Below are 23,761 nucleotides of genomic sequence, written 5' to 3' on the forward strand. Positions count from 1 at the left end.
CACGAAGCAATCGCGCCGCAGGCGCATCACCCGTGACGATGTCGATGGTGCGCGTCGGGAAAGTGCGCGTGCGTATGCCGCAGCGGCGCATGGTCGTGCGGGTGGATGTGCTGCGTGCCCACCGGCACCGGCGGCTCATGCACATGATCGTGATGGCCGTCGTCTTTCGGGCCGCCGTGGACATGGCGGTGACTATGGTGCATCGCCTCGTGGTCGTGCGCATGCGCATGGCGTTCGCTGACGTGCAGCCAGACGCCCAGCGCCATCAGTCCACCCGCCAGCACCAGCCCCAGGGTGAGGGTTTCGCCGAGCAAAAGCACAGCCAGCGCGGCGCCGAAAAACGGCGCCACGGCGAAATACGCGCTTGTGCGCGCCGTACCCAGATGCCGCAGCGCCAGCACGAACAGCACCAGGCTGACGCCGTAGCTGGCAAAGCCGAGCGCGCCTGCCGCCAGCACGATGGGCCAAGTCGGCCATTGCGCGCCGACCAGCATCGCCAGCAGCAGGTTGGCCGCCCCGGCGATGAGCCCCTTGCTCATGGCGACAAAACTGGCATCGGCCAAGGCGACTTTGCGCGTGAAGTTGTTGTCGAGCGCCCAGCCCAGGCAGGCGCCGATCACCGCCAGCCCCGGCCACAGACTGCTCCAGTCCAGCCTCACTCCCTGGCCGGGCCAGTTCAGCACCACACTGCCCAGAACAATGGCCCCCATGCCCAAGGCGATGCGGCGATCGAAGTTTTCGCGGAACACAAACCAGGCCAACAAGGCCGTCAACACGCTCTCCAGATTGAGCAGCAGCGAAGCCCCCGCGGCCGGCATGCGCGAGAGGCCGAACATCAGCAGCACCGGTGCCGCCACACCGCCGCTGCATATCGCGGCGGCCAGCCAGGGCCACTCACCGGCTTGCAAATGAGATGTAGCCGCTTCGCCGCTGCGCACGGCACGCAGCGCCCGCCAGGCGGCCAGGCCGATCCCCGAGCCCAGATACAACAAGGCCGCCAGCAACCACGGGCTGGTGTCGGCCAGCAGCAACTTGGCCAGCGGCGCGCTCGCGCCAAACAACAGGGCGGCGACGAGCGCCAGGGTGATGCCCTGATGGAGCGAAGCGTTCTGCGAAGGGGGTGTGAGAGAAGATGGCATAAGAGGGCGTGAGAGGCTTACGAAAGGTACGCCGCCCTGTCAGGACGTATGGCTTGTGACGTTTGGTGAACCCGGCTTGCCTGCGGCGATTGGCTGGCTAATGTTCAAAACAAAATCAGTCTGTGCGAATGTCCGCATGGACCCGCCAGACCTCTCTTCTTTCTGACGCATCATGGGAACCAAAATCTATCTGACCGGACTTGGAATTCTGCTCATTGTCTGCTTGTCCGTCGGCTTTTACATGGGCTACAGCCATGTCTTCGCACCCGGGGCCAACAGCGTGCCCGATCAGGGCATCGCACAGGTTCCCCCAAGCCCGATCAGCGCGGCGAGCCACGCCGCACCTCAAAGCTGATCGTCAAACCGGAAACACCCCGGTGCTCAGATAGCGGTCGCCGCGATCACAGACGATGAACACGATGGTGGCGTTTTCCACTTCGCGGGCGATGCGAAGCGCCACTTCGCAAGCGCCAGCCGCGCTGATGCCACAGAAAAGCCCCTCCTCGCGGGCCAGCTTGCGCGCCATGTTCTCCGCCGCGGCCTGGCTGACATATTCCAGCCGGTCCACCCGCTGCGGTTCGTAGATTTTGGGCAGGTATTCCTGCGGCCATTTGCGGATGCCGGGAATGCGCGAACCTTCCTCCGGCTGCGCGCCGATGATCTGCACCGCCGGGTTCTGCTCCTTGAGAAAGTGCGACACCCCGGTGATCGTGCCAGTCGTGCCCATGGCGCTGACGAAGTGGGTGATGCGCCCTTCTGTGTCGCGCCAGATCTCGGGGCCGGTGGTCTCGAAGTGCGCCCGCGGATTGTCGGCATTGGCGAACTGATCGAGCATCAGACCCTTGCCATCGCGCTGCATCTGCTCGGCCAGATCGCGGGCGTATTCCATGCCGCCGCTCTTGGGGGTGAGCAGCAGCTCGGCGCCGAAGGCTTTCATGGTCTGGGCGCGCTCGATGCTGAGGTCTTCGGGCATGATGAGCACCATGCGATAACCCAGAATGGCGGCGGCCATCGCCAGGGCGATGCCGGTATTGCCCGAGGTAGCCTCGATCAACGTGTCGCCGGGTTTGATGGCGCCGCGCTCCTGCGCATGGCGAATCATGGAAATCGCCGCCCGGTCTTTCACCGATCCGGCCGGGTTGTTGCCTTCGAGCTTGCCCAGGATCACGTTGCCGCGCCGCGCATTGTCGGCGCCGGGGATGCGCTGCAACTGCACCAGCGGGGTGTTGCCGATCACCTGGTCGATGGTGAGGTAGGACATGGAAGTCTCCTGAAAGTGTCAGCGGAAATCAGCGGCGGGCAGGCGGTTTGCTGGCAGCTTGGACCGCCTCAGTTCAGGCCGGCCTTGCCGGGCAGATCGAGGGCGGAGAGGTCCATCGCCGCCTCGCGCCAATGGCGCTGTGCCTGGTCTTCGCGCTCGATGCCTTCGAGCAGTTGCGCCAGCGCGGCATGAATCTGCCCGCGCAAACGCCTTTCGTCATCACTGCAAGACTGGATGGCCTTTTGCAGATGCTGCTGCGCCTTGCCCCAGAGCTGCATTTCGGCACAGGCCGCGCCCGCGGTGAAATACGCCTGCGCCTCTTGCGGCCAGCGGCCCAGCCACTGCTCGGTCTGGGCGACAAAACCAGCGTCAATGCCCGTCAGCATGGCGCGCAGGCTGGGCATGAACAGGCCCGGCTCGGCCTGCGCGCGGTTGAGCGCGTCGATCAGCAGTTGCCGCGCTTCGCCGACTTCACCGGCTGCGGCGAAGCCTCGGGCGGCCGCAATCACGAGGGTGGGGTCGGTGCGCTCCTGCGCGGTCAGCCGGTGCCAGGTCGTGCGCAGGGCCTGCGGGTCGTCGCCTGCCTGTCGCAACAGCCCGGTGGCTGCGGTATGCAGCATGGCCTGCGCGGCTGCGGGATGCAGGGCGCCATGTTTGAGCAGGGTGCGCGCCAGCCGCAGCACGGCAGCGTGATCGCCCACTTTGCGCGCGGCCTGCAGCTCGATGCGCAGCGCGTGGGTGCGCCGCTGCACCCCGGCGGGCAGCGAGCGCAGTTGGGCCAGCGCTTCGCGCGGCTGCTTGGCGTCGAGCTGCCACTGCGCCTTCAGCAACGCACCGGCATCGCGGGCGGGTTGCGGCAGTTGCTCCAGGTAGGCGTCGCGCCGGTCGTAGGCCTGGAGTTGCTGCGCCGACTGCGCCGCGGTCATCAGCGCGGCGGGAGCGAAATCGGTGAACTCGGCCGCGCGCTGCGCCGCGCGCTCGGCCCTGCGAAAGCGGCCGCCGAAATAGTCGAACATGCCGTTGTGCAAGGCCTGCGCGGCCAGCCGCATCCGCCGCCGCGCCCGGAACTCTGCCGCCGCCTGCGGCATGCCCAGCAGCAGCGACAGACCGCGCAGCACCAGGTAGAACACCACGAAAGCCAGCAGCAGCAACAAGACCGCGAAGTTGAGCGACACATCCACCCGCCAGGGGGGCAGCAGCACGGCGACGTTGCCGGTATTGAGGGTCGTGCCCAGGGCCAGCAGCACAGCGGCCGCGGCCAGAATCAGCACCCAGATGAGCCAGCGCATCAGGGGGCTCCGCTATCCAGCGTGGAGAGCACGGCCAGCGACTCCAGATTGGCTGCGGGATTGGCCGAGAGGTCGAGCTGGGCGGCCTGACGGGCGAGCGACAGCGCCTGCACCATGCGCGGCTGGCGCTTGTCGAAATAGGTTTTCAGCGCTTCATCGATGCCTCGCATATCGCTGCGATACGCCACTGCGTTGCGCGAAAGCAGATCGAGACGGGCATTGAGGATGCGCAGTTTGAGGTTCTCGCGCAGGAATTCGCCCTGCTGCGGCGAAGCCAGCAAAGCGTCGCGCGAGCCCACGCGGGTGATGCCGAACAACTGCACCAGCGAGGCGCGAAAGCGCTCGAACCAGTCGCCCAGCCACGGCGCCCAGCGCGGGCCTGCGGCCGACGCCGAGGCCACAGGCGGCGTGCCCGGTGCGCTGGCGCCGTGGGCCGGTCCCGCCGCCGAAACCAGCCGCAAACTATCCACCAGCGCGGCCAGATCGTTGAGTTTGTGCGCGGCTGCGGCGATGTCGGGCGTGACGGCGCTGCGCAGCCGCGTCAGGTCGGACTGCACCGCGCGGCGCAGGATTTGCGCCTTGGGATTGGGCGAGCGCGCCAGTCGCGCATCGGCGCTTTGCAGGGTGGCGATGAGCGGCTGCACATTGCCGAGCAGCTGGGCCTGCTGCTGCGCCAGGGCGATGAGCTGACCGGTTTCGGACAGGCGGGCCTGATCGCGGGTCTTGGCAAAGTCTGCATACAACGTCTCCAGCGCCTGACGCTGCGCCGCGAAGTCTTGCTGGCGCGATTCGAGCACGGCGAGCCGTGTCGTGAGATCGCGCACCGAATCGCTGGCCTGCTTGGTCAGGGTCTTGGCCTCGATGGCATCGGTCGTTGCGGTTTGCAGGCGGTGCGCAATTTCCGCCTGGGTGGCATACAGGCGGTTGTTCAGCCACCAAGCCATCGCCACCAGAGCGACGACGAGGGCAACGAGAACCGGCCAGACCCAGCGGGCGCCCGGCAGGCCGACAGGCGCTGGTTGGGACAGTTCCGCCGATGGTGGCAGGGCCGCAGGCTCAGGAGAAGCAGCAACCTGCGCAGCCGCAGGCGCTTGCGCCGGAGAAGGCTCTGCCTCGGGAAGGGTGCTGGGCTCAGTCATGCGGGCATTCTAGGAGTCTGTCAGGCTCGGGGCTGCGGCCAGACGATGCAAAGTGGACAGCACCTCTTCAAGCGGCGCGCGGGTCAGTTCCACCCGCCCGAAGCCTGCTTCGCTCAAGGCGCTGGCGATACGCGGGTGGATGGCCAGCGCTCGCTGCGGGTGCAGCACGGCGGCGTCCAGCCCGGCGGGTTCGAGCAAGCGCTGCAGGTTATGCACGGCCTCAGTCGAGGAAAACAGCCACCAGCCGCCACTACCCAGCGCAGACTGCAGCAACGCCGCGGTCTGCGCGTTGTATTCGGGCGCCAGCCGACTGTAGGCCTCGATGACTTTGACCTTGGCGCCCGCCGCTTCGAGCATGCGTTGCAGCAGGTCGCGGCCCGGCCCGCCCCGGAAGATCAGCGCATGGCGCCCGGCCCACGGAAAAGACGCCACTGGCCCCGGGGCGAAAGCGAGTTGAAGCGCGTTCCACAAGGCCTCGGAGTCGCCCTCGCCGCCCGGCTCATCGCCTCTCAAGGAAACGCAGGGCCGCCCCCAAGTTTCCTTGACCCCCTCGGGGGGCGGGCTGGGCGAAGCCCGGCCCTGGGGCGCTCTCAAGAAAACGCCGGGCCGCCCCAAATTTTCTTGACCCCCTCGGGGGGCGGGCTGGGCGAAGCCCGGCCCTGGGGGCGCCGCGCCCGGCGCGATGAGCCGCGGCCATGGCGCGTCGTCAGGCTGCGCGGTCAAAGCCCGGCGCACCGCGCGCAAGCTGCCCTCGCCGACGACGCCGATGGCGCAACGTGCGGGCCAGGGCTGGCGCAGCGCCGCGAACACCGCAGCCACCGCCGTAGGGCTGACGGGAATGGCCAGATCGGTCTGTGGCAAAGCGGCCAAGGCAGCGTGAAAACGGGGCAGATCGCCCGGCGGGCCGATGTGTTGCAGCGGAAAGTCGAGCATCTGCACACCAGCTGCGGCCAAAAGCTCGTGCGCCCCTCCAGACTGCGAGGACGCCCGGGTAGAGATCAGCGTGGTGTTGAGCATCGTTACCCCGCTTTGCCTGGAGCCATCAACCGGGAAAACTCAATGCGAACCGAGTTGCGCCAGCAGCGCGTCGGCGCCCTGTTCGCGCAACTGCCGCGCCACCTGCTGCCCCAGCGCCTCAGCCTGCGCCAGATCGGTGACGCGCCCACGCTGCTGCGCGTGCAGCGCCTGGCTGCCATCGGGCAGCCCCAACACGGCGCGCAGATGCATTGCCTCGCCCTCCAATGTGGCATAGGCGCCCATCGGCGTGGTGCAACTACCGCCCAGCCCCCGCGATACCGCGCGCTCCGCATGGGTGCACAAGGCCGTGGGCGGATGGTTGAGCGCAGCCAGCGCCTGCGCCAGATCGGGCCGGTCGGCGCGGATTTCGATGCCCAGCGCCGCCTGCCCGACGGCCGGGAGCATGTCTTCCGGTTCGATGACAGCGCGCACGCGCTCGCCCAAGCCCAGCCGCTTGAGACCCGCTGCCGCCAGCAGGATGCCGGCATACTGCCCTTCGTCGAGCTTGCGCAGCCGGGTGTCTAGGTTGCCGCGCAGCGCCTGCACTTTCAGATGCGGATAGCGTGCGCGCAGTTGCGATTCGCGCCGCAAACTGGAGGTGCCGACCACCGCGCCCGCGGGCAGATCGGCCAGATTGGCGTAATGCGGGCTGACCCAGGCGTCTCGCGGGTCTTCACGCTCCATCACCGCGGTGAGCGCAAATCCGGTCGGCAGCACCATGGGCACGTCCTTGAGCGAATGCACCGCGAGGTCGGCATGGCCCTGCTCCATGGCCACTTCGAGTTCCTTGACGAACAGCCCCTTGCCGCCGATCTTGGCCAGCGATTTGTCGAGAATCTGGTCGCCCTGCGTGGTCATGCCGAAAATCCGCACATCGCATTGCGGATACAGCCCCTTGAGCAGATCGCGCACATGCTCGGCCTGCCAAAGCGCCAGACGGCTTTCGCGGGTGGCAATGACGAGGGACGGTGGGGGAGTGAAAGTGGAAGTCATCGAATGATTCTAAAGAGCCGGTTCGGGCCGTGGCTGAATTCGCTGCCGGAAGGCCACAGATCGGGGCATTGCGGTTCGATCGGCCTGCGGCAGCGCAATTCCGGAGTCGGTGCGGGCGCGCATCTTGCTTCGTTTTGTCTGGGCGCTGATAGCATCACTGCGCCCCAATTTCGTGCCCATTCAACCCCTCTTCGCCATGTCGACACGCCCATCAGCCGCACGCAACGCCTCCGATCCCGACGCACCTCTGTTCGACGACATCCGCCTGCTCGGGCGTCTGCTGGGCGACCTGATCCGTGAGCAGGAGGGGCAGGAGATGTTCGACATCGTCGAAACCGTGCGCCAGCTCTCGGTAAAGTTTCACCGCGACGGCGACGCCAAAGACCGCCGCGCCCTCGACAAGCTGCTCAGCAGCCTCAGCCGCGACCAGGCGGTCAGCGTGATACGCGCCTTCAGCTACTTTTCCATTCTGGCCAATATCGCCGAAGATCACCATGTGCTGCGCCGCGCCGAGCAGGATGCCGAGCGTGGCGCCCCGCCGCAGCGCGACAGCGTGCGCGCCGCCCTGGAGACGCTCAAGGACTCCGGCGTGGATCGGCAACAACTCCTGCAGTTTTTCGACCAGGCGCTCATTTCCCCGGTGCTCACCGCCCACCCCACCGAGGTGCAGCGCAAGAGCGTGCTCGACGCCGAACGGGCGCTGGCGCGACTGCTGGTCGAACGCGACGCGACCCGTCTGCCGCAAAAGCGCGCCGACATCGAGGACGCCATGCGCGCCCGCGTGGTGCAGCTCTGGCAGACGCGGCTGCTGCGCTACGTCAAGCTGAAAGTGTCGGACGAAATCAAGAACGCGCTGTCGTTTTATGGCGCCACGTTTTTTTCGCAATTCCCGCGCCTGTATCGCAACCTGGAGCGCGACATCGAGGCGCTCTTTCCCGCAGGCGGGCAAGACCTTGCCAAGACCGATCTGCCGGCCTTTTTCCGCATGGGCCACTGGATCGGCGGCGACCGCGACGGCAACCCCTTCGTCACCGCCGACACCCTGAGCTACGCCTTGCGCATGCAGTCGCGCACCGCCATCGAGTTCTACATGGCCGAAGTGCACGCCATCGGCGGCGAGCTGTCGATCTCGGCGCTGCTGGCCAGCGCCAGCCCGGAACTGATGGCCCTGGCCGAACAGTCGCCCGATCTGTCGGAACACCGCAGCGACGAGCCCTACCGGCGTGCGCTCATCGGCATGTACGCGCGCCTAGCCGCCAACCTGCGCAAGCTCGCCGGGGTGCAGGCCCTGCTGCCCGAAGTGGGCAGCGCCGAGCCTTATGCCAATGCCGACGAGTTCATCGCCGATCTGCGCATCATCCACGACTCGCTGCACCGGCATCATGCCGGGCCGCTGGCGCAGACTCGGCTCGACCCGCTGATCCGCGCCGCCGGGGTGTTCGGCTTTCGCCTGGCCACCATCGACCTGCGGCAAAGCTCCGATCAGCACGAAGCCGTGCTGCGCGAACTGCTCGCCGCCGCTGGCCTGTGCCCCGATTACAGTCATCTGGACGAAGCCGCCAAGCAGGCGCTGCTCATCCGCTGCCTCAACGACCCGCGTCCGCTGCGTCTGCCGCACCACGTCTACTCCGACTGGGCGCGCAGCGAGCTGGCCGTGTTCGACCGCGCCTACAGCGCCCGGCGAGACTTCGGCCCGCGCGCCATCCGACAGTACATCATCTCGCACTCCGAGACCGTCAGCGACTTGCTTGAACTGCTGTTGCTGCAAAAGGAAGCCGGGCTGTTCCACGGCACACTGGGCAGCCACGACAGCTACGCCGAGCTGCTGGTGGCGCCGCTGTTCGAGACCATCGAAGACCTGCGCAACGCCCCGGCCATCATGCGCGACTTCTATGCCCTGCCCGGCATCGCGGGGCTGGTGCAGCGCTCCGGCGGCGAGCAGGAGATCATGCTGGGCTATTCCGACAGCAACAAGGACGGCGGCTTCTTCACCTCCAACTGGGAGCTGTACTGCGCCGAGGTCGCGCTGGCCGAGCAGTTCGAGCAGCTCAAGGCCGAGCATGGCATCACCCTGCGGCTGTTCCACGGCCGTGGCGGCACGGTGGGACGTGGCGGCGGGCCGAGCTTCGACGCCATCCTCGCCCAGCCGCCGGGCACGGTGAATGGCCAGATCCGCCTGACCGAACAGGGCGAGGTCATCACCAGCAAATACGGCAATCCCGAAATCGGGCTGCGCAACCTCGAAACCCTGGTGGCCGCCACGCTGCAGGCCACGCTGCTGCCGCAAACCAAGACCGCGAGCAAACCCCCGGCGCGCTTCCTCGACGCGGCTGCCGCCCTGTCCGAAGCCTCCATGGCGGCCTACCGCAAGCTGGTGTACGAAACCCCGGAATTCACCGATTACTTCTATAGCGCCACCCCCATTTCCGAGATCGCCGAGCTCAATATCGGCAGCCGTCCGTCCTCGCGCAAGGCCACCCGCGCCATTGCCGACCTGCGCGCCATTCCCTGGGGCTTTTCGTGGGGCCAGTGCCGCGTGGCGCTGCCCGGCTGGTATGGCTTCGGCAGCGGGGTGCAGGCCTTCCTCGACGCCAATCCCGACGGCCTCAAGCTGCTGCAGCGCATGGCCAAGCAGTGGCCCTTCTTCGCCACCCTGCTGTCGAACATCGACATGGTGCTGGCCAAGACCGATCTGCGCGTGGCGCAGCGTTATGCCGAACTGGTGGCCGACCCCAAGACGCGCCAGAAAGTGCTCAAGGCGCTGCAGCGCGAATGGCAGCTCACCACCGATATGCTCACCGCGATCACCGGCAACACCGAGCGCCTGGCCGACAACCCCACGCTCAAGCGTTCGATCCGCGCCCGCTTTCCGTATATCGACCCGCTGAACCACCTGCAGATCGAACTCCTCCACCGCTTCCGCGAAGGGCAGACCGACGAGCGCACCAAGCGCGGCATTCACCTGAGCATCAACGGCATCGCCGCGGGGCTGCGCAATACCGGCTGAGGGCAGTTACGGGTTCCAGTCGCGCAGCGCCTGCATCGCCGCGTCGTAGCCGATTTCGATCGATTCTTCGGCGCGGCCGAATTCGAGAAAGCGGATGTCGCCCAGCGGCGGCCGAATGAGCAAGTCGGGCGGCTCGATGCGCAGACGGCTTTCGGTGATGTGCATTTCCATCACATTCACCGAAGCCAGCAGCACCTCGAACACATTGGGCAGCGGCTCCTCGCGGTCGGCCCAGCGCTCGAACTGATCCTTGGCCGGGGCGCTCGGGGCTTGCAGGCGCTGCTTGAGATCGGCCATCACCCGCCGATAGTCGGCCACCCAGCGGCCTGCCGGTTCTTCCACCGAAGTTTCGCTGCGCCGGGGTTTGGGCCGCAGCCGTCGCTTGAGCCGACCGTCCACCACGCCATGATTGAGATCGACCGCAATCACCTGGTCCGCCCCCATTGCACGCACCACGCTGACCGGCACCGGGTTGCTCAAGCCCCCGTCCACCAACACCCGGCCATTCACTCGCACCGGGGTGAACACTCCCGGCACCGCAATGCTGGCGCGCACCGCCTCGATCACATCGCCTGAGCGCAGCACCACCTCGGCGCCGCTGTGCAGATCGGTGGCAATCGCGGCAAACGGGATCGACAGCGCCTCGATCTGCGTCGCCGGCAAATGCTCGCGCACCAGTTCGGTGACCTTGGCGCCGTCGATCAGCCCCGAACGAGGAAACACCACGTCGAAAAACGACAGGGTCTTGCGCCAGTCGAAGGTCTTGAACGTGGCCTCCAGCCCGTCGGTGCGCCCCGCTGCGGCAATGGCGCCAACCAGCGCGCCGATGCTGCACCCGGCGATGAAATCGATGCGCAGTCCGGCATCGGCCAAGGCCCGCAGCACACCCAGGTGTGCCATGCCGCGCGCGGCGCCGCCGCCCAGCGCCAAGCCGAGCCGGGGTCTTGGCGCTGAGGTCGAAGGCATGGAGACAGGCGCTGTTTGCATGGCGAAAGCATAAGTCCAGCGCTATGGATGCGCTAAGACTCGCTCCCTAGAGTTCTTTTCACGCCAAGTCGGCGTTTGTTCAACTTCTTCAGGGAGCTTCATCATGAAAATTCGCCAATCCATCCTCATCGCCGCGCTCGCACTCGCTTCGGCCGCAGCCGGGGTCAGCGCTTTTGCCTCGAATGACGCGGGCAACGACGCCCGCATCATCCCCAACGCCAAGATCAGCCTGAGCCAGGCCGTCACCGCAGCCGAGCAGCATGTGGGTGGCACGGCCTCCAAGGCCGAAGTCGAGCAGCACGCGGGCAAGGCGGTGTATGACGTGGAAGTGGTCAAAGGCGCGCAGGTGTTCGACGTGAAAATCAGCCCGGATCAAGGCACGGTGATCGCCTCGACCCAAGACCGCAACGATCACGACGACCACGATCAGCAGGACTGATCGCTGCAACCGCCTCCTTTCATCCGGAAGCCCTCCGGGTGTCGTGGAGGCGGTGTAGTTTTGTCAACTCACAAAAACACCGCCACGCCATGCTGCATTTTCCTGCTTTCTGGAACGCCCTCAATCTGGGGCTCTACACCCATTGGGCCGCTCACGGCACGGCGTCACAAGCCAGCATCGACGTGGCGCTGTTCTTCGCCGAATACGCCATCTACGCCGCGCCCCTGCTGTTGATCTGGGGCTGGCTGCGCCACCCGGACGCGCTGCGCCCCCCGCTGCTGCAAGCCGCGGTGGCGGCCCTCGTGGCGCTGGGCATCAATCAACTCATCGGGCTGGTGGTGTTCGAGCCGCGCCCCTTCGCCCTCGGCCTCGGCCCTGCGCTGCTGGAGCATGCGCCGGACAGCGGCTTTCCCAGCGATCACCTCACCGTGATCGCCTCGGTCGCGACGAGCCTGCTCCTCACGCCGACATGGCGCCGGGCCGGTCTGCTGCTGGCACTGCTGGGCCTGCCGGTGGCCTGGGCGCGGGTGTATCTCGGCGTGCATTGGCCGCTCGACATGGCGGGCGCCGCGCTGGTGGGATTGATGGCCGCGCTCGTCGTCCATCTGGCGCGGCATCGTCTGCTGGAGCCCGCCATGCCCTTGCTCACGGGCCTCTATCGCAAACTGTTCGCACCGGCCATTCGTCAAGGCTGGGTTTTACGATGAAGCAAATTGTCACCCCACAGCCCACTGCCATGACGGTTCCCCATTTATCTCGCAGCGTTTTGCTCGCCGCTCTGCTTCTAGGCGGTTGCGCCAGCTATCACCCCGAGCCGCTGCCGACTTCCGCCGATCTGGCCGCATCGGCGAACCACCTGGATGTGGCGCGCAGCAAAATCGCGCTGCCCGCGCTGACCCGCTACAACTTCGATACCGCCAAGCCGCTGGACGCCACCGGGCTGGCCATCCTCGCCGTGCTCAACAACCCGCAGCTCAAGGCCGAGCGCGCAAGGCTGGGCGTGGCCCGCGCGCAAGCCTTCGACGCCGGGCTGCTGCCCGATCCGCAACTCGGCCTGTCGCAAGACTTCCCCGGCAACAGCGCGGGAGCAACGACTTCGGCGTACAACCTCGGGCTGTCTTACGACATTGCCGCGCTCATCACCCACCACGCCGCGCAAAGCGCCGCACAACAAGCCGCAACCCAGGTCAACCTGCAAGTGCTGTGGGCCGAATGGCAGACCGTGGCGCAAGCCCGCCTGCTCTACACCCAGATCACCGGCAACGCGGCGCGGCTGAAACTGCTGGAGCAGGAACGCGCCTTGTTCGCGCAGCGCCTGCAGCGCAGCCAGGCCGCGCTGGCGCAGGGCAATGTCACCCGGCTCGACGTGGACGCCCAGCTCGTCCCGCTGCAAGCCCTGACGCAAACCATCCAACAGATCGAACGCCAGCAACTCGGCCTGCAATCTCAGCTCCATGCCCTGCTCGGGCTGCAGGCCGATGTACCGCTGCCACTGGCCGCGCCCTCTGAACAAGCCGCGCCCACTGCCGCGCAGGTGGCCGCAGCGCTCGAGCAGCTGCCGCGCATCCGCCCCGATCTGATGGCGCTGCAAGCTGGCTATGCCGCGCAGGAGCAGAAGGTCTGGCAAGCCGTGCTCGGGCAGTTTCCGGCCTTCAATCTGGGCTTCACCCGCGCGCGCGACACCGCCGGGGTGAACACCGTGGGCTTCGGCGTGAGCATCAGCCTGCCGCTGTTCAACCGCAATCAGGGCGTGATCGCCACGCAGCGCGCGACCCGCGCGCAACTGCTGGCCGACTATCAGGCCCGGCTCGATCAGGCTGACGCCGATGTACGGCAGGCGCAGGCCGACATCGCGCTCCTGCAGCAGCAGCGTCAGACTCTGCAGGACGCCCTGCCCGCGCTGGAATCGGCCGATGCCGCCGCACAGCAGGCGCTGCAGCAGGGCGGCATGAGTCTGCTGGAATTCATCAACCAGCGCACCGCCCTGCTCGACCAGCGTCTGGCGCTGCAGGCCAACGCGCAACAGCGCGCCGAGCAAATTCTGGCCTTGCAACTGCTCACCGGTCTTGGCCCCTACCGTCAGACCGCCGCCCAAGTTACCCCGTCCAAATCCAACGCCGCACCGCTATGACCCTGCCCACTCGTGCCCGCCTCGCCCTTCTCGCCGTGCTGAGTCTGCCCTCGCTTTTCCTGACCCTTGGCAGCCTGCCGAGTGCGTTCGCCGCAGACAGCCCCATCTCCGCACAGGTACAGACCGCGCCGCTGCAACGCGGCGAGCTGCTGCATACCCTGCGCGCCTATGCCGTGGTGCAGGTGCCTGCCAGCCAGACTCAGGCCATCACCTTCCAGCATGCCATGCAGGTGCAAACCGTGGCCGTGCATGTCGGCCAGGCCGTGCGCAAGGGCGCGGTGCTGGCCACGCTGCACAGCGACGCCAGCACCGCGCTGGCCTACAGCCAGGCGCAGACCGCCGTTTCGTTTGCACAGGGCGAGCTGGGCCGCATGACCGCGCTCAAGGCGCAACAACTCGCGACGCAGGCGCAGGTCGATGCGGCGCGCAAGGCCCTGACCGACGCGCAGGCGCAACTGCACAGCCTGCAGCAACAAGGCGCGGGACAGGCGGCAACGCGGGTGCTGGCGCCGCAAGACGGCATCGTGCTGGCGGTAAGCGCCGCGCCGGGTGATCTGCTCGCGACAGGCAGCCCGTTGCTGCAACTCGGGCGCAGCGGCAGCCTGCAAGCGCTGGCCGGCGTGCCTCCGGAAGACGCGCCGCGCCTGCAGCCCGGCCAAGCCGTGCGGCTGACCTCGGTGTTCGACCCGGCGCAGCACTGGCAGGGCACCATCCGCAGCGTTGGCGCGGCCATCAACCCCAAGACCCAGCGCCTGGACGTGCAGATCGCCCTGCCTGCTCAGGCCGGTCTTCCTCCGGCTGGAGCCAGCGTGCAGGCCGACATGGTGCTCGGCCGCTGGCGCGGCTGGGTGGTGCCGCGCGACGCCGTGCTGCAGGACGAGCGCGGCGCCTTCGTGTTTCAGGACGACCACGGCAAGGCGCTACGCATCCCCGTGCAGATCGCCATTGAAAGCGGCCTGCAAACCGGCATCACCGGCGCTTTGAATCCGGCCATGCCGCTGGTCGTCGCCGGCAACTATGAACTTCGCCCCGGCATGGCGCTGCGCGTGATGGGAGCCCAGCGATGAGCAGCGCCTCGGTCTGGCTGCAACGCCATCGACGCTCCGTCTTATTTCTGCTCGCGCTGCTGGCAGTCGGCGGGGTGTTTGCCGCGTTCAAGCTGCCGGTGGGGCTGTTTCCCAATGTGGACTTCCCGCGCGTGGTGGTCAGCGCCGATGCGGGCGACCGCCCCGCCAGCCAGATGATGTTGCAAGTCACGCAGCCGCTGGAGCAGGCGGTACGCCGCGTTCCCGGCGTGGTGGATGTGCGCTCGACCACCAGCCGCGGCACCGCCGATATTTCGGTGAGCTTCAACTGGGGCACGCCCATGGCGCTGGCCGCGGTACAGGTCAACGAAGCGGTCACGCAGATGCTGCCGCAACTGCCGCCCGGCACCCAGGTGTCGAGCAAGCGCATGGACCCCACGGTCGACCCGGTCATCGCCTACAGCCTGACCTCCAAAACGCTCACCCCAACTCAGCTCTACGACCTGGCCGAATTCCAGTTGCGGCCGCTGCTGTCCAGCATCGGCGGGGTGGCGCGGGTGCAGATACAGGGGGGTGCGCAGGAGGAATATCACGTCACCCTCGACCCGCTGAAACTGCAGGCGCTGGGGCTGGCGCTGCAGGATGTGAGCAACGCCGTCAGCGCCGCCAACGGCGTGCAGGCCGTGGGCCATCTGCAAGACCGCTACAAGCTCCTGCTCGCCCTGGCCGACTCGCGCCTGCATGATGCCGCGCAGATCGGCGACATCGTGCTGCGGGCCGGGCCGGACGGCGTCATTCGCCTCAAAGACGTGGCGCGCATCTCGCGCAGCACCGTGCCGCAATGGGTGCGCATCACCGCGAACGGGCAAGACGCCGTGCTGCTCAACATCTACCAGCAGCCCGGCGGCAACACCGTGCAGATCGCCCGCCATGTGCGCGAACTGCTCGCCAAAACCCCGCTGCCGCCCGGCGCGCATCTGGCCAGTTGGTACGACCAGAGCACCCTGGTGGTGGACAGCGCCGCCAGCGTGCGCGACGCCATTCTGATCGGCGTGGCGCTGGCCGGGCTGGTGCTGCTGCTGTTTTTGCGCAGCCTGAAAATCACCCTCATCGCCATGATCACCGTGCCCGCCGTGCTGGCCGCCACCGTGGTGCTGCTCTACGCCCTGGGGATGAGTTTTAACATCATGACCCTGGGCGGCATGGCGGCCGCTGTGGGCCTGGTGATCGACGACGCCATCGTGATGAGCGAGCACATCGTGCGGCGATTGAGTGCCCCCAGGGCCGGGCTACGCCCAGCCCGCCCCCCGTGGGGGTCAAGGAAACTTGGGGCGGCCCGGCGTTTCCTTGAGAGCGAAGCACGTCATCGCGGCGAAGCGCAAGCGCGGCACAGCGGCATCCTGCATGCGGCGATGGAGTATTTGCGGCCGCTGGCCGGGTCGAGTGCGTCCACCGTGGTCATCTTCCTGCCGCTGGCCTTCCTCTCCGGCGTCACCGGCGCTTTTTTCAAGGCGCTGTCGCTGACCATGGCCGCCGCCCTGGTCATCTCCTTTTTCGTCGCCTGGCTGGCCGTGCCGCTGCTGGCCGACAAGCTGCTCTCACCCAAGGACATCGCGCGTGAAGCACAGCGTGAAAACGGCCGCTGGCTCTCTGCCGTGCAACGCGGCTATGCGCGGGTGCTGGGCGCCAGCCTGCGCCGCCCGTGGCTGGCCGCGCTGGGACTGGCGCCACTGCTGCTCGCGGGCTGGCTGGCTTACGGGCAAGTGGGCAGCGGCTTCATGCCACATATGGACGAAGGCGGTTTTATTCTCGACTACCGCACCCCGCCCGGTACCTCGCTGACCGAGACCGACCGCATCCTCGCGCAAGTGGAGCAGATTCTGCGCACCACGCCCGAGGTGCAAACCTGGTCGCGCCGCACCGGGGCGCAGCTCGGCGGCGGCGTGACCGAAGCCAACGAAGGCGACTTTTTTGTGCGTCTCAAACCCCCGCCGCGCAAGTCCATCGACGTGGTGATGGAGGAGGTGCGCCAGCGCATCGAAACCCAGGTGCCCGGTGTGAAAATCGAACTGGCGCAGTTGATGGAAGACCTGATCGGCGACCTCACCGCCGTGCCGCAGCCCGTGGAGATCAAAATCTTCGACGACAACCCGCAGCAGCTCGCCGAGCTTGCGCACCATACGGCGGCGGCCATCGGCAAGATTGCCGGCATCGTCGATGTGCGCAGCGGCATCAAGCCCGCGGGCGACGCGCTCGACATCCATATCGACCCCACCCGCGCCGCGCTCGAAGGCGTCGATCCGCAGCAAGTGCAGCAGCAGTTGCAAACCTTGATCGGCGGCAGCGTGGTGACGCAAATCCAGCAAGGTCCGAAGATGGTCGGTGTGCGGCTGTGGGCGCCGCTGGCGCTGCGTCAAACTACAGACGACATCGCCCGCCTGCCGCTGCGTGCGCCCGACGGCCATGTGTTCACCCTGGGTCGCATCGCCAGCCTCAAGGTGCTCACCGGCCAGCCGGAAATCCACCGCGAAAACCTCAAGGCGATGGCCGCGGTCACCGCGCGCATCAGCGGGCGCGATCTGGGCTCGACCATTGCCGACGTCAAAAAAATCATCGATGCGCCCGGCTACTTTCCGCCCGGCGTCTATGCCCAGCTCGGCGGGCTGTACAAGCAGCAGCAAATCGCGTTTCAAGGCCTGATCAGCGTGCTCGGCGCGGCGGTGCTGCTGGTGTTTTTGCTGCTGCTTTTTTTGTACGAGCGCTTCAAGGTGGCGATCAGCATCCTGGCCATGCCGCTGCTTGCGCTGCCCGCGGTGTTCATTGGCCTGTGGGCGGCAGGCATCGAGCTCAACATCTCGGCGATGATGGGCATGACCATGATCGTGGGCATCGTCACCGAGGTCGCGATTTTCTACTTCAGCGAAGTGCAGTCCTTGCTGCGCGAGCACCCTGAGCAGGGCCTGGACGCGGCGCTGGTGGCCGCCGGGCAGAACCGCATGCGCCCAATCGCCATGACCACGCTGGCGGCCATGCTGACGCTTGCGCCGCTGGCCCTCGCGCTGGGGCAAGGCTCTGCCATGCAACAGCCGCTGGCCGTGGCCATCATCGCGGGGCTGGCGGTACAGATGCCGCTGGTGCTGCTGGTCATGCCCGTGCTGTTCAAGCTGATGCGAGGCCGGCTGGACGACGCCGAGGCCGACGACAATCTGCCGCTGTCTGCAGTCTCTCCCCCTACCGAGTGAACCATGCGCATTCTCCTGGTTGAAGACGATCACATGCTGGGCGCCGCCACGCGCGAAGCCCTGCGCGACGCCACCCACGCGGTGGACTGGGTACTCGACGGCGCTTCGGCGCTGAGCGCGGCGCAAGGCGGCGAATACGAGCTGATGCTGCTCGATCTCGGCCTGCCCAAGCGCGATGGCCTTTCGGTGCTGCAGGCGCTGCGGCAGTCAGGCAGCAACCTGCCCATCCTCATCCTCACTGCGCGCGACGCGCTCGAAGACCGGGTGCGCGGCCTCGACCTGGGCGCAGACGACTATCTGGTCAAACCCTTCGAGAGCGCCGAGCTGCTGGCGCGCATCCGCGCGGTGGCGCGGCGCCAGGGCGGACAGGCGCAGCCAGTGCTGTCCAACGGTGTGCTCGAACTCGACCCCGTCTCCCGCGAGGTGCGGTTTCAGGGGCAGACGCAGCGTCTGACCGCGCGCGAATACGCCCTGCTCCACGCGCTATTGCTGCGCCCCGGCGCCATTCTGTCGCGCAGCGAGCTTGAAGACCGCATCTACGGCTGGAACGAAGAAGTGGAAAGCAACGCGGTGGAGTTTCTCATCCACAGCCTGCGCAAAAAACTCGCGCCAGAAGTCATCAAAAACGTGCGCGGGGTGGGCTGGCTGGCGCCGCGCGGCGATACGGACAAGGCGCCATGAATCCCCTGGCCGCACTGCGCCATTGGGGCGCGCAATCGCTGCTGCGTCGGCTGTGGCTGTGGATGACGGTGAGTGTGGTTGTCGTCGGTCTGGGCACGGCGGCGCTGTCGTACTTTTTCGGCTATCAGGAAGCCAACGAACTGCAGGACGCGCAACTGCGCCAGATCGCCAGCCTGGTGCACCGCTGGGGCCATCTTCCTGACAGCGCACTCAACCCCGCCGGGGCCGATGTCGATAAAGACGCCCGCATCGTGGTGCAGAAGCTCGGAGCACCTGTCGGAGCGCACGGCCTGCAGCTCTCCAAAGACCTGAGCGACGGCATGCATGTGGTGCAAAGCGGCGACCATGCCTGGCGCGTGTTCGTGCAGCAGGGCGACAAAGGCCGCATCGCCGTGGCGCAGCGCACCGATGTGCGCACCGACGCCGCCATCGACAGCGCGCAGCGCACCCTGTTTCCGCTGCTGGCGCTCATTCCGCTGCTGGCCCTGCTGTCTGCTTGGGTGGTGCAGCGGGCGCTGCGGCCGCTGCGGCAAATGGCGCAGGGCGTGGACGCGCGCAGCGAAGCCGATCTGCAGCCCCTGCCGCAAACCGATGTGCCGCAGGAAATCCTGCCCTTCGTGCACTCCATCAACCGCCTGCTGCAACGGTTGAATGCCTCGATGGAACAGCAGCGCCGCTTCGTCGCCGACGCCGCGCACGAACTGCGCACGCCCATCGCCGTGCTCAGCATGCAGGTGGACAACCTCAAACCGCTGCAGCTCGAACCGCAGGCGCGGCAGCGCATCGGCGCGCTGCAAGACGGCCTGCGCCGCGCCCGCACCGTGGTGGAACAGTTGCTCAGCCTCGCCCGTTCACAAGGCGAGCAGACGACGCTGCGGCAGACGCTCGACCCGAGCGGGGTGATGCGCGAAGTGATCACCGATCTGCTGCCGCTGGCCGAGAGCCGCGGCATCGACCTGGGCATCGACCGCGCCGATAAGGTGGAGATCGACACCGATCCCGCCCAGCTCTACACCCTGCTGCGCAACGCGGTGGACAACGCGCTGCGCTACACCCCGGAAGGCGGACGGGTCGATCTGCGGGTGCGGGCCGAGGGCGAACGCGCGGTCATCGAAGTGCAGGACAGCGGCCCCGGCATTGCGCCCGAGCAGTTGCAGCGCGTATTCGACCCCTTCGTGCGCCTGCCGGGCGCGCAAAGCGAAGGCAGCGGGCTGGGCCTGTCCATCATCCGCCAGATTGCGCAGCGCCTGGGCGGCGAGGTGACGCTGCAAAACGCCGCAGAAGGCGGACTGATCCTGCGCTACAGCCAGCGCCTCACTTCGGCCAGATCCGGCTGAAGTCGAAGGCGATGCGGCACTTGCCGAGGTCGAACTCCAGGGTTTCGTCCGCCACGTCCGCCAGCTTGAGGTAGCGCCCCTGCTGCAGGTGAAAGACTTTGCAGACACGATCGTCCACATTCACCAGGACGTAGTACCGCACGCCTTCGGTCTCATAGATGGTGAACTTGGCGTGCTGGTCTTTGCTCGCGGTGGACTTGGAGAGAATTTCAAACACTAATTCCGGCGCGCGGGTGATGTAGGCACCCTCGACCGGATGGCAGATCACCAGATTGTCGGGCTGCACCACGGTATCGTCGCTGATGCGCCAGTCCACGGGAAGCAGCGCGCGGCAATCGGCGCAATTCTGCAACGCGGTTTCCAGCAGCCAGGCGATCTTGTTGCTCACCTCCTGATGCGCAAGCGACGGCGCGGGCGACATGGCGTAGGCCGTGCCGCCAATCAGCTCCCAACGCCCTTCCCACAATTTGTAGTCGTCGTAGGTGTAGTGCGGCGGGTCGAATGCGTAGGCTCGGGACATGGTTCGCTCCTAGGGTGAATGCAATCTTAAACCCGCTTCAAAGCCGCTTTCACATCGGCTGCAGCCGGTAAATCTTGGCCGACGCGCCGTCTGAAATCAGGTAGATCGCGCCATCCGGCCCCTGGCGCACGTCGCGGATGCGCTCGCCCAGATCGGCCAGCAGCGCCTCGCGCGCGACCACCTTGTTGCCGCCGAGTTGCAGCCGCCACAGCGCCTGCCCGGCCAGCGCGCCGATGAAAAGGTTGCCGCGCCATTGCGGAAAAACACTGGCGGTGTAGAACGTCATGCCGCAGGGCGCGATGGATGTGGGCACCCAATAGGTCACCGGCTGCTCCATACCGGGCGCGCTGGTGGCGCCGCCCACGGGCGGGCAGTTGCCCACCGGGGCGCCATATTCGCAGCCGTAGGAAATTTTCGGCCAGCCGTAGTTGCGCCCGGCGCGGGTGATGTTGACTTCGTCACCACCCTGCGGGCCGTGCTCGCTCGTCCACAACTCGCCCGTTACCGGATGGATCGCCGCGCCCTGCACATTGCGGTGGCCGTAACTCCAGATCTCCTCGCGCACCCCGGCGCGGCCGGCGAAAGGGTTGTCTTTCGGCACGCTGCCATCCGAGTGAATGCGCACCACCTTGCCCAGGGTGTTGGACAAATCCTGCGCCGCATCGCGCTGGCTGAAGCGGTCGCCCAAAGTGATAAACAGCGTGCCGTCAGGCGCGAACACCAGCCGCGAGCCGAAGTGCGCGGTGCTGTCGATTTTGGGCGTCTGGCGGAAAATCACCTGCACGTCGCTCAGCCGCGTGCCGTCGTTTGAGAGCACCCCACGCGCCACCGCGGTGCCGTTGCGCCCGGCCTCGGCTCCCGTGCCCGCTTCGGCATAGCTCAAATACACGCGGCGATTGGCGGCAAAGGCGGGATCGAGCGCCACGTCGAGCAAGCCGCCCTGCCCGCGCGCGTCCACTGCGGGCACACCGGCAATCGGCGCCGCCACCTTGCCGTCCAGACCGACGATGCGCAGCGCGCCGGTGCGCTCGGTCACCAGCATGCGGCCATCGGGCAGAAAGGTCAGCGCCCACGGCCGCGACAGACCGCTGGCCACAATCACCGCAGCCGCTTTGACCGCGGGCTGCGTATCGCCCGGCAACGGACTGGACGCCGCCGAGGCCGGGGTTTCGCCCCACACCAGCACCGCCCCGCCGCAGCAAGCGCCCAGCACGGTGCTGCCCAGCCCTGCGCCCAGCCAGCGCAGGGTGTGGCGGCGGGTGGGCAAAGTCGGATGCGATGGCGTTTGCATGGTCAGCCTCCTGGGATCCTGGGATCGTGATGGGGATGCGAAGCAAAAACAGATTCAGGCGCTTTGCTGGGCGTCGGTGTCGTGATCGTCGCCGCCGCCGAACACCCGCTGCCGCAGCAGCCCGAGCTGGTCGCGCACCCGTGCGGCCTGCTCGAATTCGAGATTGCGGGCGTGCTCGATCATGCGCTTTTCCAGACGCTTGATCTCACGCGCCACGTCCTGCGCGTTGTCGATCTGCAGTTCAGCAATTTCACGCTCCACGCTGCCCGCGCGCAAGCCCTTGCCCGGCGTCTGCACCACGCCATCGATCAGATCGCGCACCGATTTGTTGAGCGCTGTGGGCGTAATGCCATGTTCGGTGTTGAACGCAATCTGCTTGGCGCGGCGGCGCTCGGTTTCGTCGATGGCGCGACGCATGGAGTCGGTGATGCGGTCGCCGTACAAAATGGCCATGCCGCTCACATTGCGCGCCGCGCGGCCGATGGTTTGGATGAGCGAACGGGTGGAACGCAGAAAGCCCTCCTTGTCCGCATCCAGAATGGCCACCAGCGACACCTCGGGAATGTCCAGCCCCTCGCGCAGCAGGTTGATGCCCACCAGCACGTCGAACACGCCCAGCCGCAGGTCGCGCAGAATTTCCACGCGTTCAACCGTGTCGATGTCGGAGTGCAGATAGCGCACCTTCACGCCGTTTTCGTCGAGATAGTCGGTGAGCTGCTCGGCCATGCGCTTGGTGAGCGTCGTGATCAGCACGCGCTCGCCCTTGTTTACCCGCAGGCGAATTTCGCCCAGCACGTCGTCCACCTGGCTGCTTGCCGAGCGCACCTCGATGAGCGGGTCCACCAGCCCGGTGGGCCGCACTACCTGCTCCACCACCTGATCCGCGTGCTGGCTTTCATAGTCCGCCGGGGTGGCGGAGACAAACACGGTCTGCCGCATCTTGCGCTCGAATTCGGCAAACTTAAGCGGCCGGTTGTCCAGCGCCGAAGGCAGCCGAAAGCCATAGTCCACCAGGGTTTGCTTGCGCGCGCGGTCACCGTTGTACATGCCGTTGAACTGGCCGATGAGCACATGGCTTTCGTCGAGAAACATGATGGCATCTGGCGGCAGATAGTCCACCAAGGTAGGCGGCGGCTCGCCCGGCGCGGCGCCCGACAGATGCCTTGAATAGTTTTCGATGCCCTTGCAGTGGCCGATCTCGGTGAGCATCTCCAGATCGAAGCGGGTGCGCTGCTCCAGCCGCTGCGCCTCCACCAGCTTGCCCATGCCGGTGAGCTCTTTCACCCGCTCGCGCAACTCCTGCTTGATGCCCTCCGCCGCTTCGAGCACCTTTTCTCGCGGGGTGACGTAATGCGAACTGGGGTAGATGGTGAAGCGCGGAATCTTCTGCCGCACCACGCCGGTGAGCGGGTCGAACAGGGAGAGCGACTCGATCTCGTCGTCGAACAGTTCGATGCGCACCGCCAGCTCGGCGTGCTCGGCCGGAAAGACGTCGATGCGGTCACCGCGCACGCGGAAGGTGCCGCGGGTGAAATCGACCTCGTTGCGCTGGTACTGCATGCGCACCAGTTGTGCGATCACGTCGCGCTGGCCCATGCGGTCGCCGGTGCGCACCGTGAGAATCATGGCGTGATAGTCCGACGGATTGCCGATGCCGTAAATCGCGCTCACGCTCGCCACAATCACCACGTCGCGCCGCTCCAGCAGACTTTTGGTGGCCGACAGGCGCATCTGCTCGATGTGCTCGTTGATCGCGCTGTCTTTTTCGATGAACAGGTCGCGCTGCGGAACATAGGCCTCGGGCTGGTAGTAGTCGTAATAGCTGACGAAATACTCCACCGCGTTCTTTGGAAAAAATTCGCGGAATTCGCTGTAGAGCTGCGCGGCCAGCGTTTTGTTGGGCGCAAACACAATGGCCGGGCGCCCCATGCGGGCAATCACATTGGCCATGGTGTAGGTCTTGCCCGAGCCGGTCACGCCCAGCAAAGTCTGGTAGCTCAAACCGTCGCCCAGCCCCTCGGCCAATTGCGCAATCGCGGTGGGCTGGTCACCCGCCGGCGGGTAGGGCTGATACAGGCGGAAGGGCGAGTCGGGATAGCTGACGAACTTGTCCGGGTCGAGCGAGGGAACGGGTTGCGGTGCGGACATGGGCGGAAGGTGGGAATCGGAAATGCCGTCTGCACGGCGTCACAGCGCGCCTTCAAAGGGCGACGCGGGGCGTAAAATTGCGGTTTTTTGCGGCACTCATTGTCCCGCAAGCCCG

19 protein-coding genes are annotated in these 23,761 nt (G+C 66.7%); 9 read left to right on the plus strand and 10 right to left on the minus strand.

Going from position 1 to position 23,761, the window contains the following annotated elements; genetic code table 11:
- Window positions 1–26: 26 nt before the first annotated feature.
- Window positions 27–1,139, minus strand: a complete 1,113-nt coding sequence (locus tag BIO17B3_RS02930; protein ID WP_156052957.1) for a DMT family transporter — start codon at window positions 1,137–1,139, stop codon at window positions 27–29.
- A gap of 172 nt (window positions 1,140–1,311) precedes the next feature.
- Here BIO17B3_RS02930 and BIO17B3_RS02935 point away from each other — a divergent pair, with 172 nt between their 5' ends.
- Entirely contained in the window at window positions 1,312–1,494 is a 183-nt protein-coding gene (locus BIO17B3_RS02935; protein ID WP_156052958.1) for a hypothetical protein, read from the plus strand.
- 3 nt (window positions 1,495–1,497) lie between these two features.
- Here BIO17B3_RS02935 and cysM read toward each other — a convergent pair whose 3' ends face one another.
- The 5 genes from cysM to hemC form a co-directional block, all read right to left on the minus strand.
- Window positions 1,498–2,400, minus strand: coding sequence for a cysteine synthase CysM (gene cysM, locus BIO17B3_RS02940; RefSeq protein WP_156052959.1), 903 nt, complete (start codon window positions 2,398–2,400; stop codon window positions 1,498–1,500).
- A 68-nt stretch (window positions 2,401–2,468) separates the two neighbouring features.
- A complete protein-coding gene (locus tag BIO17B3_RS02945) occupies window positions 2,469–3,689 on the minus strand; it encodes a heme biosynthesis protein HemY (RefSeq protein ID WP_156052960.1) in 1,221 nt (406 codons plus the stop codon).
- Window positions 3,689–4,828 carry a uroporphyrinogen-III C-methyltransferase gene (locus tag BIO17B3_RS02950; RefSeq protein ID WP_156052961.1) on the minus strand — a complete coding sequence of 380 codons (1,140 nt, stop codon included), beginning with the start codon at window positions 4,826–4,828 and terminating at the stop codon, window positions 3,689–3,691. The genes BIO17B3_RS02945 and BIO17B3_RS02950 overlap by 1 nt, the downstream gene beginning before the upstream one ends.
- 9 nt (window positions 4,829–4,837) lie before the next feature.
- On the minus strand, window positions 4,838–5,845 hold the full coding sequence (locus BIO17B3_RS02955) for a uroporphyrinogen-III synthase (RefSeq protein ID WP_156052962.1): 1,008 nt from the start codon (window positions 5,843–5,845) through the stop codon (window positions 4,838–4,840).
- Window positions 5,846–5,884: 39 nt separating this feature from the next.
- Window positions 5,885–6,838: a hydroxymethylbilane synthase gene (gene hemC, locus BIO17B3_RS02960; RefSeq protein ID WP_013106215.1), complete on the minus strand. Its 954-nt coding sequence runs from the start codon at window positions 6,836–6,838 to the stop codon at window positions 5,885–5,887.
- 196 nt (window positions 6,839–7,034) lie between these two features.
- On the opposite strand from hemC, the gene ppc reads away from it, so the two are divergent.
- Window positions 7,035–9,845, plus strand: coding sequence for a phosphoenolpyruvate carboxylase (gene ppc, locus BIO17B3_RS02965; protein WP_156052963.1), 2,811 nt, complete (start codon window positions 7,035–7,037; stop codon window positions 9,843–9,845).
- Between the two features lie 6 nt (window positions 9,846–9,851).
- Here ppc and BIO17B3_RS02970 read toward each other — a convergent pair whose 3' ends face one another.
- Window positions 9,852–10,811, minus strand: a complete 960-nt coding sequence (locus tag BIO17B3_RS02970) for a patatin-like phospholipase family protein (RefSeq protein ID WP_232054166.1) — start codon at window positions 10,809–10,811, stop codon at window positions 9,852–9,854.
- Between the two features lie 124 nt (window positions 10,812–10,935).
- Here BIO17B3_RS02970 and BIO17B3_RS02975 point away from each other — a divergent pair, with 124 nt between their 5' ends.
- The 7 genes from BIO17B3_RS02975 (at window position 10,936) to BIO17B3_RS03005 (ending at window position 19,687) form a co-directional block, all read left to right on the plus strand.
- Window positions 10,936–11,271, plus strand: coding sequence for a PepSY domain-containing protein (locus BIO17B3_RS02975; protein ID WP_156052965.1), 336 nt, complete (start codon window positions 10,936–10,938; stop codon window positions 11,269–11,271).
- 89 nt (window positions 11,272–11,360) lie between these two features.
- Entirely contained in the window at window positions 11,361–11,978 is a 618-nt protein-coding gene (locus tag BIO17B3_RS02980) for a phosphatase PAP2 family protein (RefSeq protein ID WP_156052966.1), read from the plus strand.
- A gap of 29 nt (window positions 11,979–12,007) precedes the next feature.
- Complete coding sequence (locus BIO17B3_RS02985; protein WP_232054167.1) at window positions 12,008–13,402, plus strand: TolC family protein; 1,395 nt, start codon at window positions 12,008–12,010, stop codon at window positions 13,400–13,402.
- Window positions 13,399–14,469 carry an efflux RND transporter periplasmic adaptor subunit gene (locus BIO17B3_RS02990; RefSeq protein ID WP_156052968.1) on the plus strand — a complete coding sequence of 357 codons (1,071 nt, stop codon included), beginning with the start codon at window positions 13,399–13,401 and terminating at the stop codon, window positions 14,467–14,469. The genes BIO17B3_RS02985 and BIO17B3_RS02990 overlap by 4 nt, the downstream gene beginning before the upstream one ends.
- A complete protein-coding gene (locus tag BIO17B3_RS02995) occupies window positions 14,466–17,669 on the plus strand; it encodes an efflux RND transporter permease subunit (RefSeq protein WP_156052969.1) in 3,204 nt (1,067 codons plus the stop codon). The genes BIO17B3_RS02990 and BIO17B3_RS02995 overlap by 4 nt, the downstream gene beginning before the upstream one ends.
- A gap of 3 nt (window positions 17,670–17,672) precedes the next feature.
- The gene (locus tag BIO17B3_RS03000; RefSeq protein ID WP_156052970.1) at window positions 17,673–18,350 is read left to right on the plus strand and encodes a response regulator transcription factor; all 678 of its coding nucleotides are present in this window, start codon (window positions 17,673–17,675) and stop codon (window positions 18,348–18,350) included.
- On the plus strand, window positions 18,347–19,687 hold the full coding sequence (locus tag BIO17B3_RS03005) for an ATP-binding protein (RefSeq protein WP_156052971.1): 1,341 nt from the start codon (window positions 18,347–18,349) through the stop codon (window positions 19,685–19,687). Before BIO17B3_RS03000 ends, BIO17B3_RS03005 begins: the two co-directional genes overlap by 4 nt.
- Here the strand turns inward: BIO17B3_RS03005 and BIO17B3_RS03010 are convergent.
- The 3 genes from BIO17B3_RS03010 to uvrB are packed head-to-tail and all read right to left on the minus strand — an operon-like array spanning window position 19,665 to window position 23,646.
- A complete protein-coding gene (locus tag BIO17B3_RS03010; protein WP_156052972.1) occupies window positions 19,665–20,207 on the minus strand; it encodes a Uma2 family endonuclease in 543 nt (180 codons plus the stop codon). The two genes, BIO17B3_RS03005 and BIO17B3_RS03010, sit on opposite strands and share 23 nt — an antisense overlap.
- 49 nt (window positions 20,208–20,256) lie before the next feature.
- Window positions 20,257–21,498, minus strand: a complete 1,242-nt coding sequence (locus tag BIO17B3_RS03015; protein ID WP_156052973.1) for a PQQ-dependent sugar dehydrogenase — start codon at window positions 21,496–21,498, stop codon at window positions 20,257–20,259.
- Window positions 21,499–21,552: 54 nt separating this feature from the next.
- A complete protein-coding gene (gene uvrB / locus BIO17B3_RS03020) occupies window positions 21,553–23,646 on the minus strand; it encodes an excinuclease ABC subunit UvrB (RefSeq protein ID WP_156052974.1) in 2,094 nt (697 codons plus the stop codon).
- Window positions 23,647–23,761: the final 115 nt, after the last annotated feature.

This window comes from Thiomonas sp. OC7, from assembly GCF_900634595.1.
GTDB classification, from domain to species: Bacteria; Pseudomonadota; Gammaproteobacteria; order Burkholderiales; family Burkholderiaceae_C; genus Thiomonas; species Thiomonas arsenitoxydans.

Bases quoted from the DNA above. Each gene is read 5' to 3' on its own strand.
- BIO17B3_RS03015 (WP_156052973.1), bottom strand. From the start codon at position 21,498: ATGCAAACGCCATCGCATCCGACTTTGCCCACCCGCCGCCACACCCTG.
- BIO17B3_RS02945 (WP_156052960.1), bottom strand. From the start codon at position 3,689: ATGCGCTGGCTCATCTGGGTGCTGATTCTGGCCGCGGCCGCTGTGCTG.
- BIO17B3_RS02995 (WP_156052969.1), top strand. From the start codon at position 14,466: ATGAGCAGCGCCTCGGTCTGGCTGCAACGCCATCGACGCTCCGTCTTA.
- BIO17B3_RS02930 (WP_156052957.1), bottom strand. From the start codon at position 1,139: ATGCCATCTTCTCTCACACCCCCTTCGCAGAACGCTTCGCTCCATCAG.
- BIO17B3_RS02935 (WP_156052958.1), top strand. From the start codon at position 1,312: ATGGGAACCAAAATCTATCTGACCGGACTTGGAATTCTGCTCATTGTC.
- BIO17B3_RS03005 (WP_156052971.1), top strand. From the start codon at position 18,347: ATGAATCCCCTGGCCGCACTGCGCCATTGGGGCGCGCAATCGCTGCTG.
- BIO17B3_RS02950 (WP_156052961.1), bottom strand. From the start codon at position 4,828: ATGACTGAGCCCAGCACCCTTCCCGAGGCAGAGCCTTCTCCGGCGCAA.
- BIO17B3_RS02990 (WP_156052968.1), top strand. From the start codon at position 13,399: ATGACCCTGCCCACTCGTGCCCGCCTCGCCCTTCTCGCCGTGCTGAGT.
- BIO17B3_RS02985 (WP_232054167.1), top strand. From the start codon at position 12,008: ATGACGGTTCCCCATTTATCTCGCAGCGTTTTGCTCGCCGCTCTGCTT.
- cysM (WP_156052959.1), bottom strand. From the start codon at position 2,400: ATGTCCTACCTCACCATCGACCAGGTGATCGGCAACACCCCGCTGGTG.
- BIO17B3_RS02970 (WP_232054166.1), bottom strand. From the start codon at position 10,811: ATGCCTTCGACCTCAGCGCCAAGACCCCGGCTCGGCTTGGCGCTGGGC.
- hemC (WP_013106215.1), bottom strand. From the start codon at position 6,838: ATGACTTCCACTTTCACTCCCCCACCGTCCCTCGTCATTGCCACCCGC.
- BIO17B3_RS02980 (WP_156052966.1), top strand. From the start codon at position 11,361: ATGCTGCATTTTCCTGCTTTCTGGAACGCCCTCAATCTGGGGCTCTAC.
- BIO17B3_RS02955 (WP_156052962.1), bottom strand. From the start codon at position 5,845: ATGCTCAACACCACGCTGATCTCTACCCGGGCGTCCTCGCAGTCTGGA.
- uvrB (WP_156052974.1), bottom strand. From the start codon at position 23,646: ATGTCCGCACCGCAACCCGTTCCCTCGCTCGACCCGGACAAGTTCGTC.
- BIO17B3_RS03010 (WP_156052972.1), bottom strand. From the start codon at position 20,207: ATGTCCCGAGCCTACGCATTCGACCCGCCGCACTACACCTACGACGAC.
- ppc (WP_156052963.1), top strand. From the start codon at position 7,035: ATGTCGACACGCCCATCAGCCGCACGCAACGCCTCCGATCCCGACGCA.
- BIO17B3_RS02975 (WP_156052965.1), top strand. From the start codon at position 10,936: ATGAAAATTCGCCAATCCATCCTCATCGCCGCGCTCGCACTCGCTTCG.
- BIO17B3_RS03000 (WP_156052970.1), top strand. From the start codon at position 17,673: ATGCGCATTCTCCTGGTTGAAGACGATCACATGCTGGGCGCCGCCACG.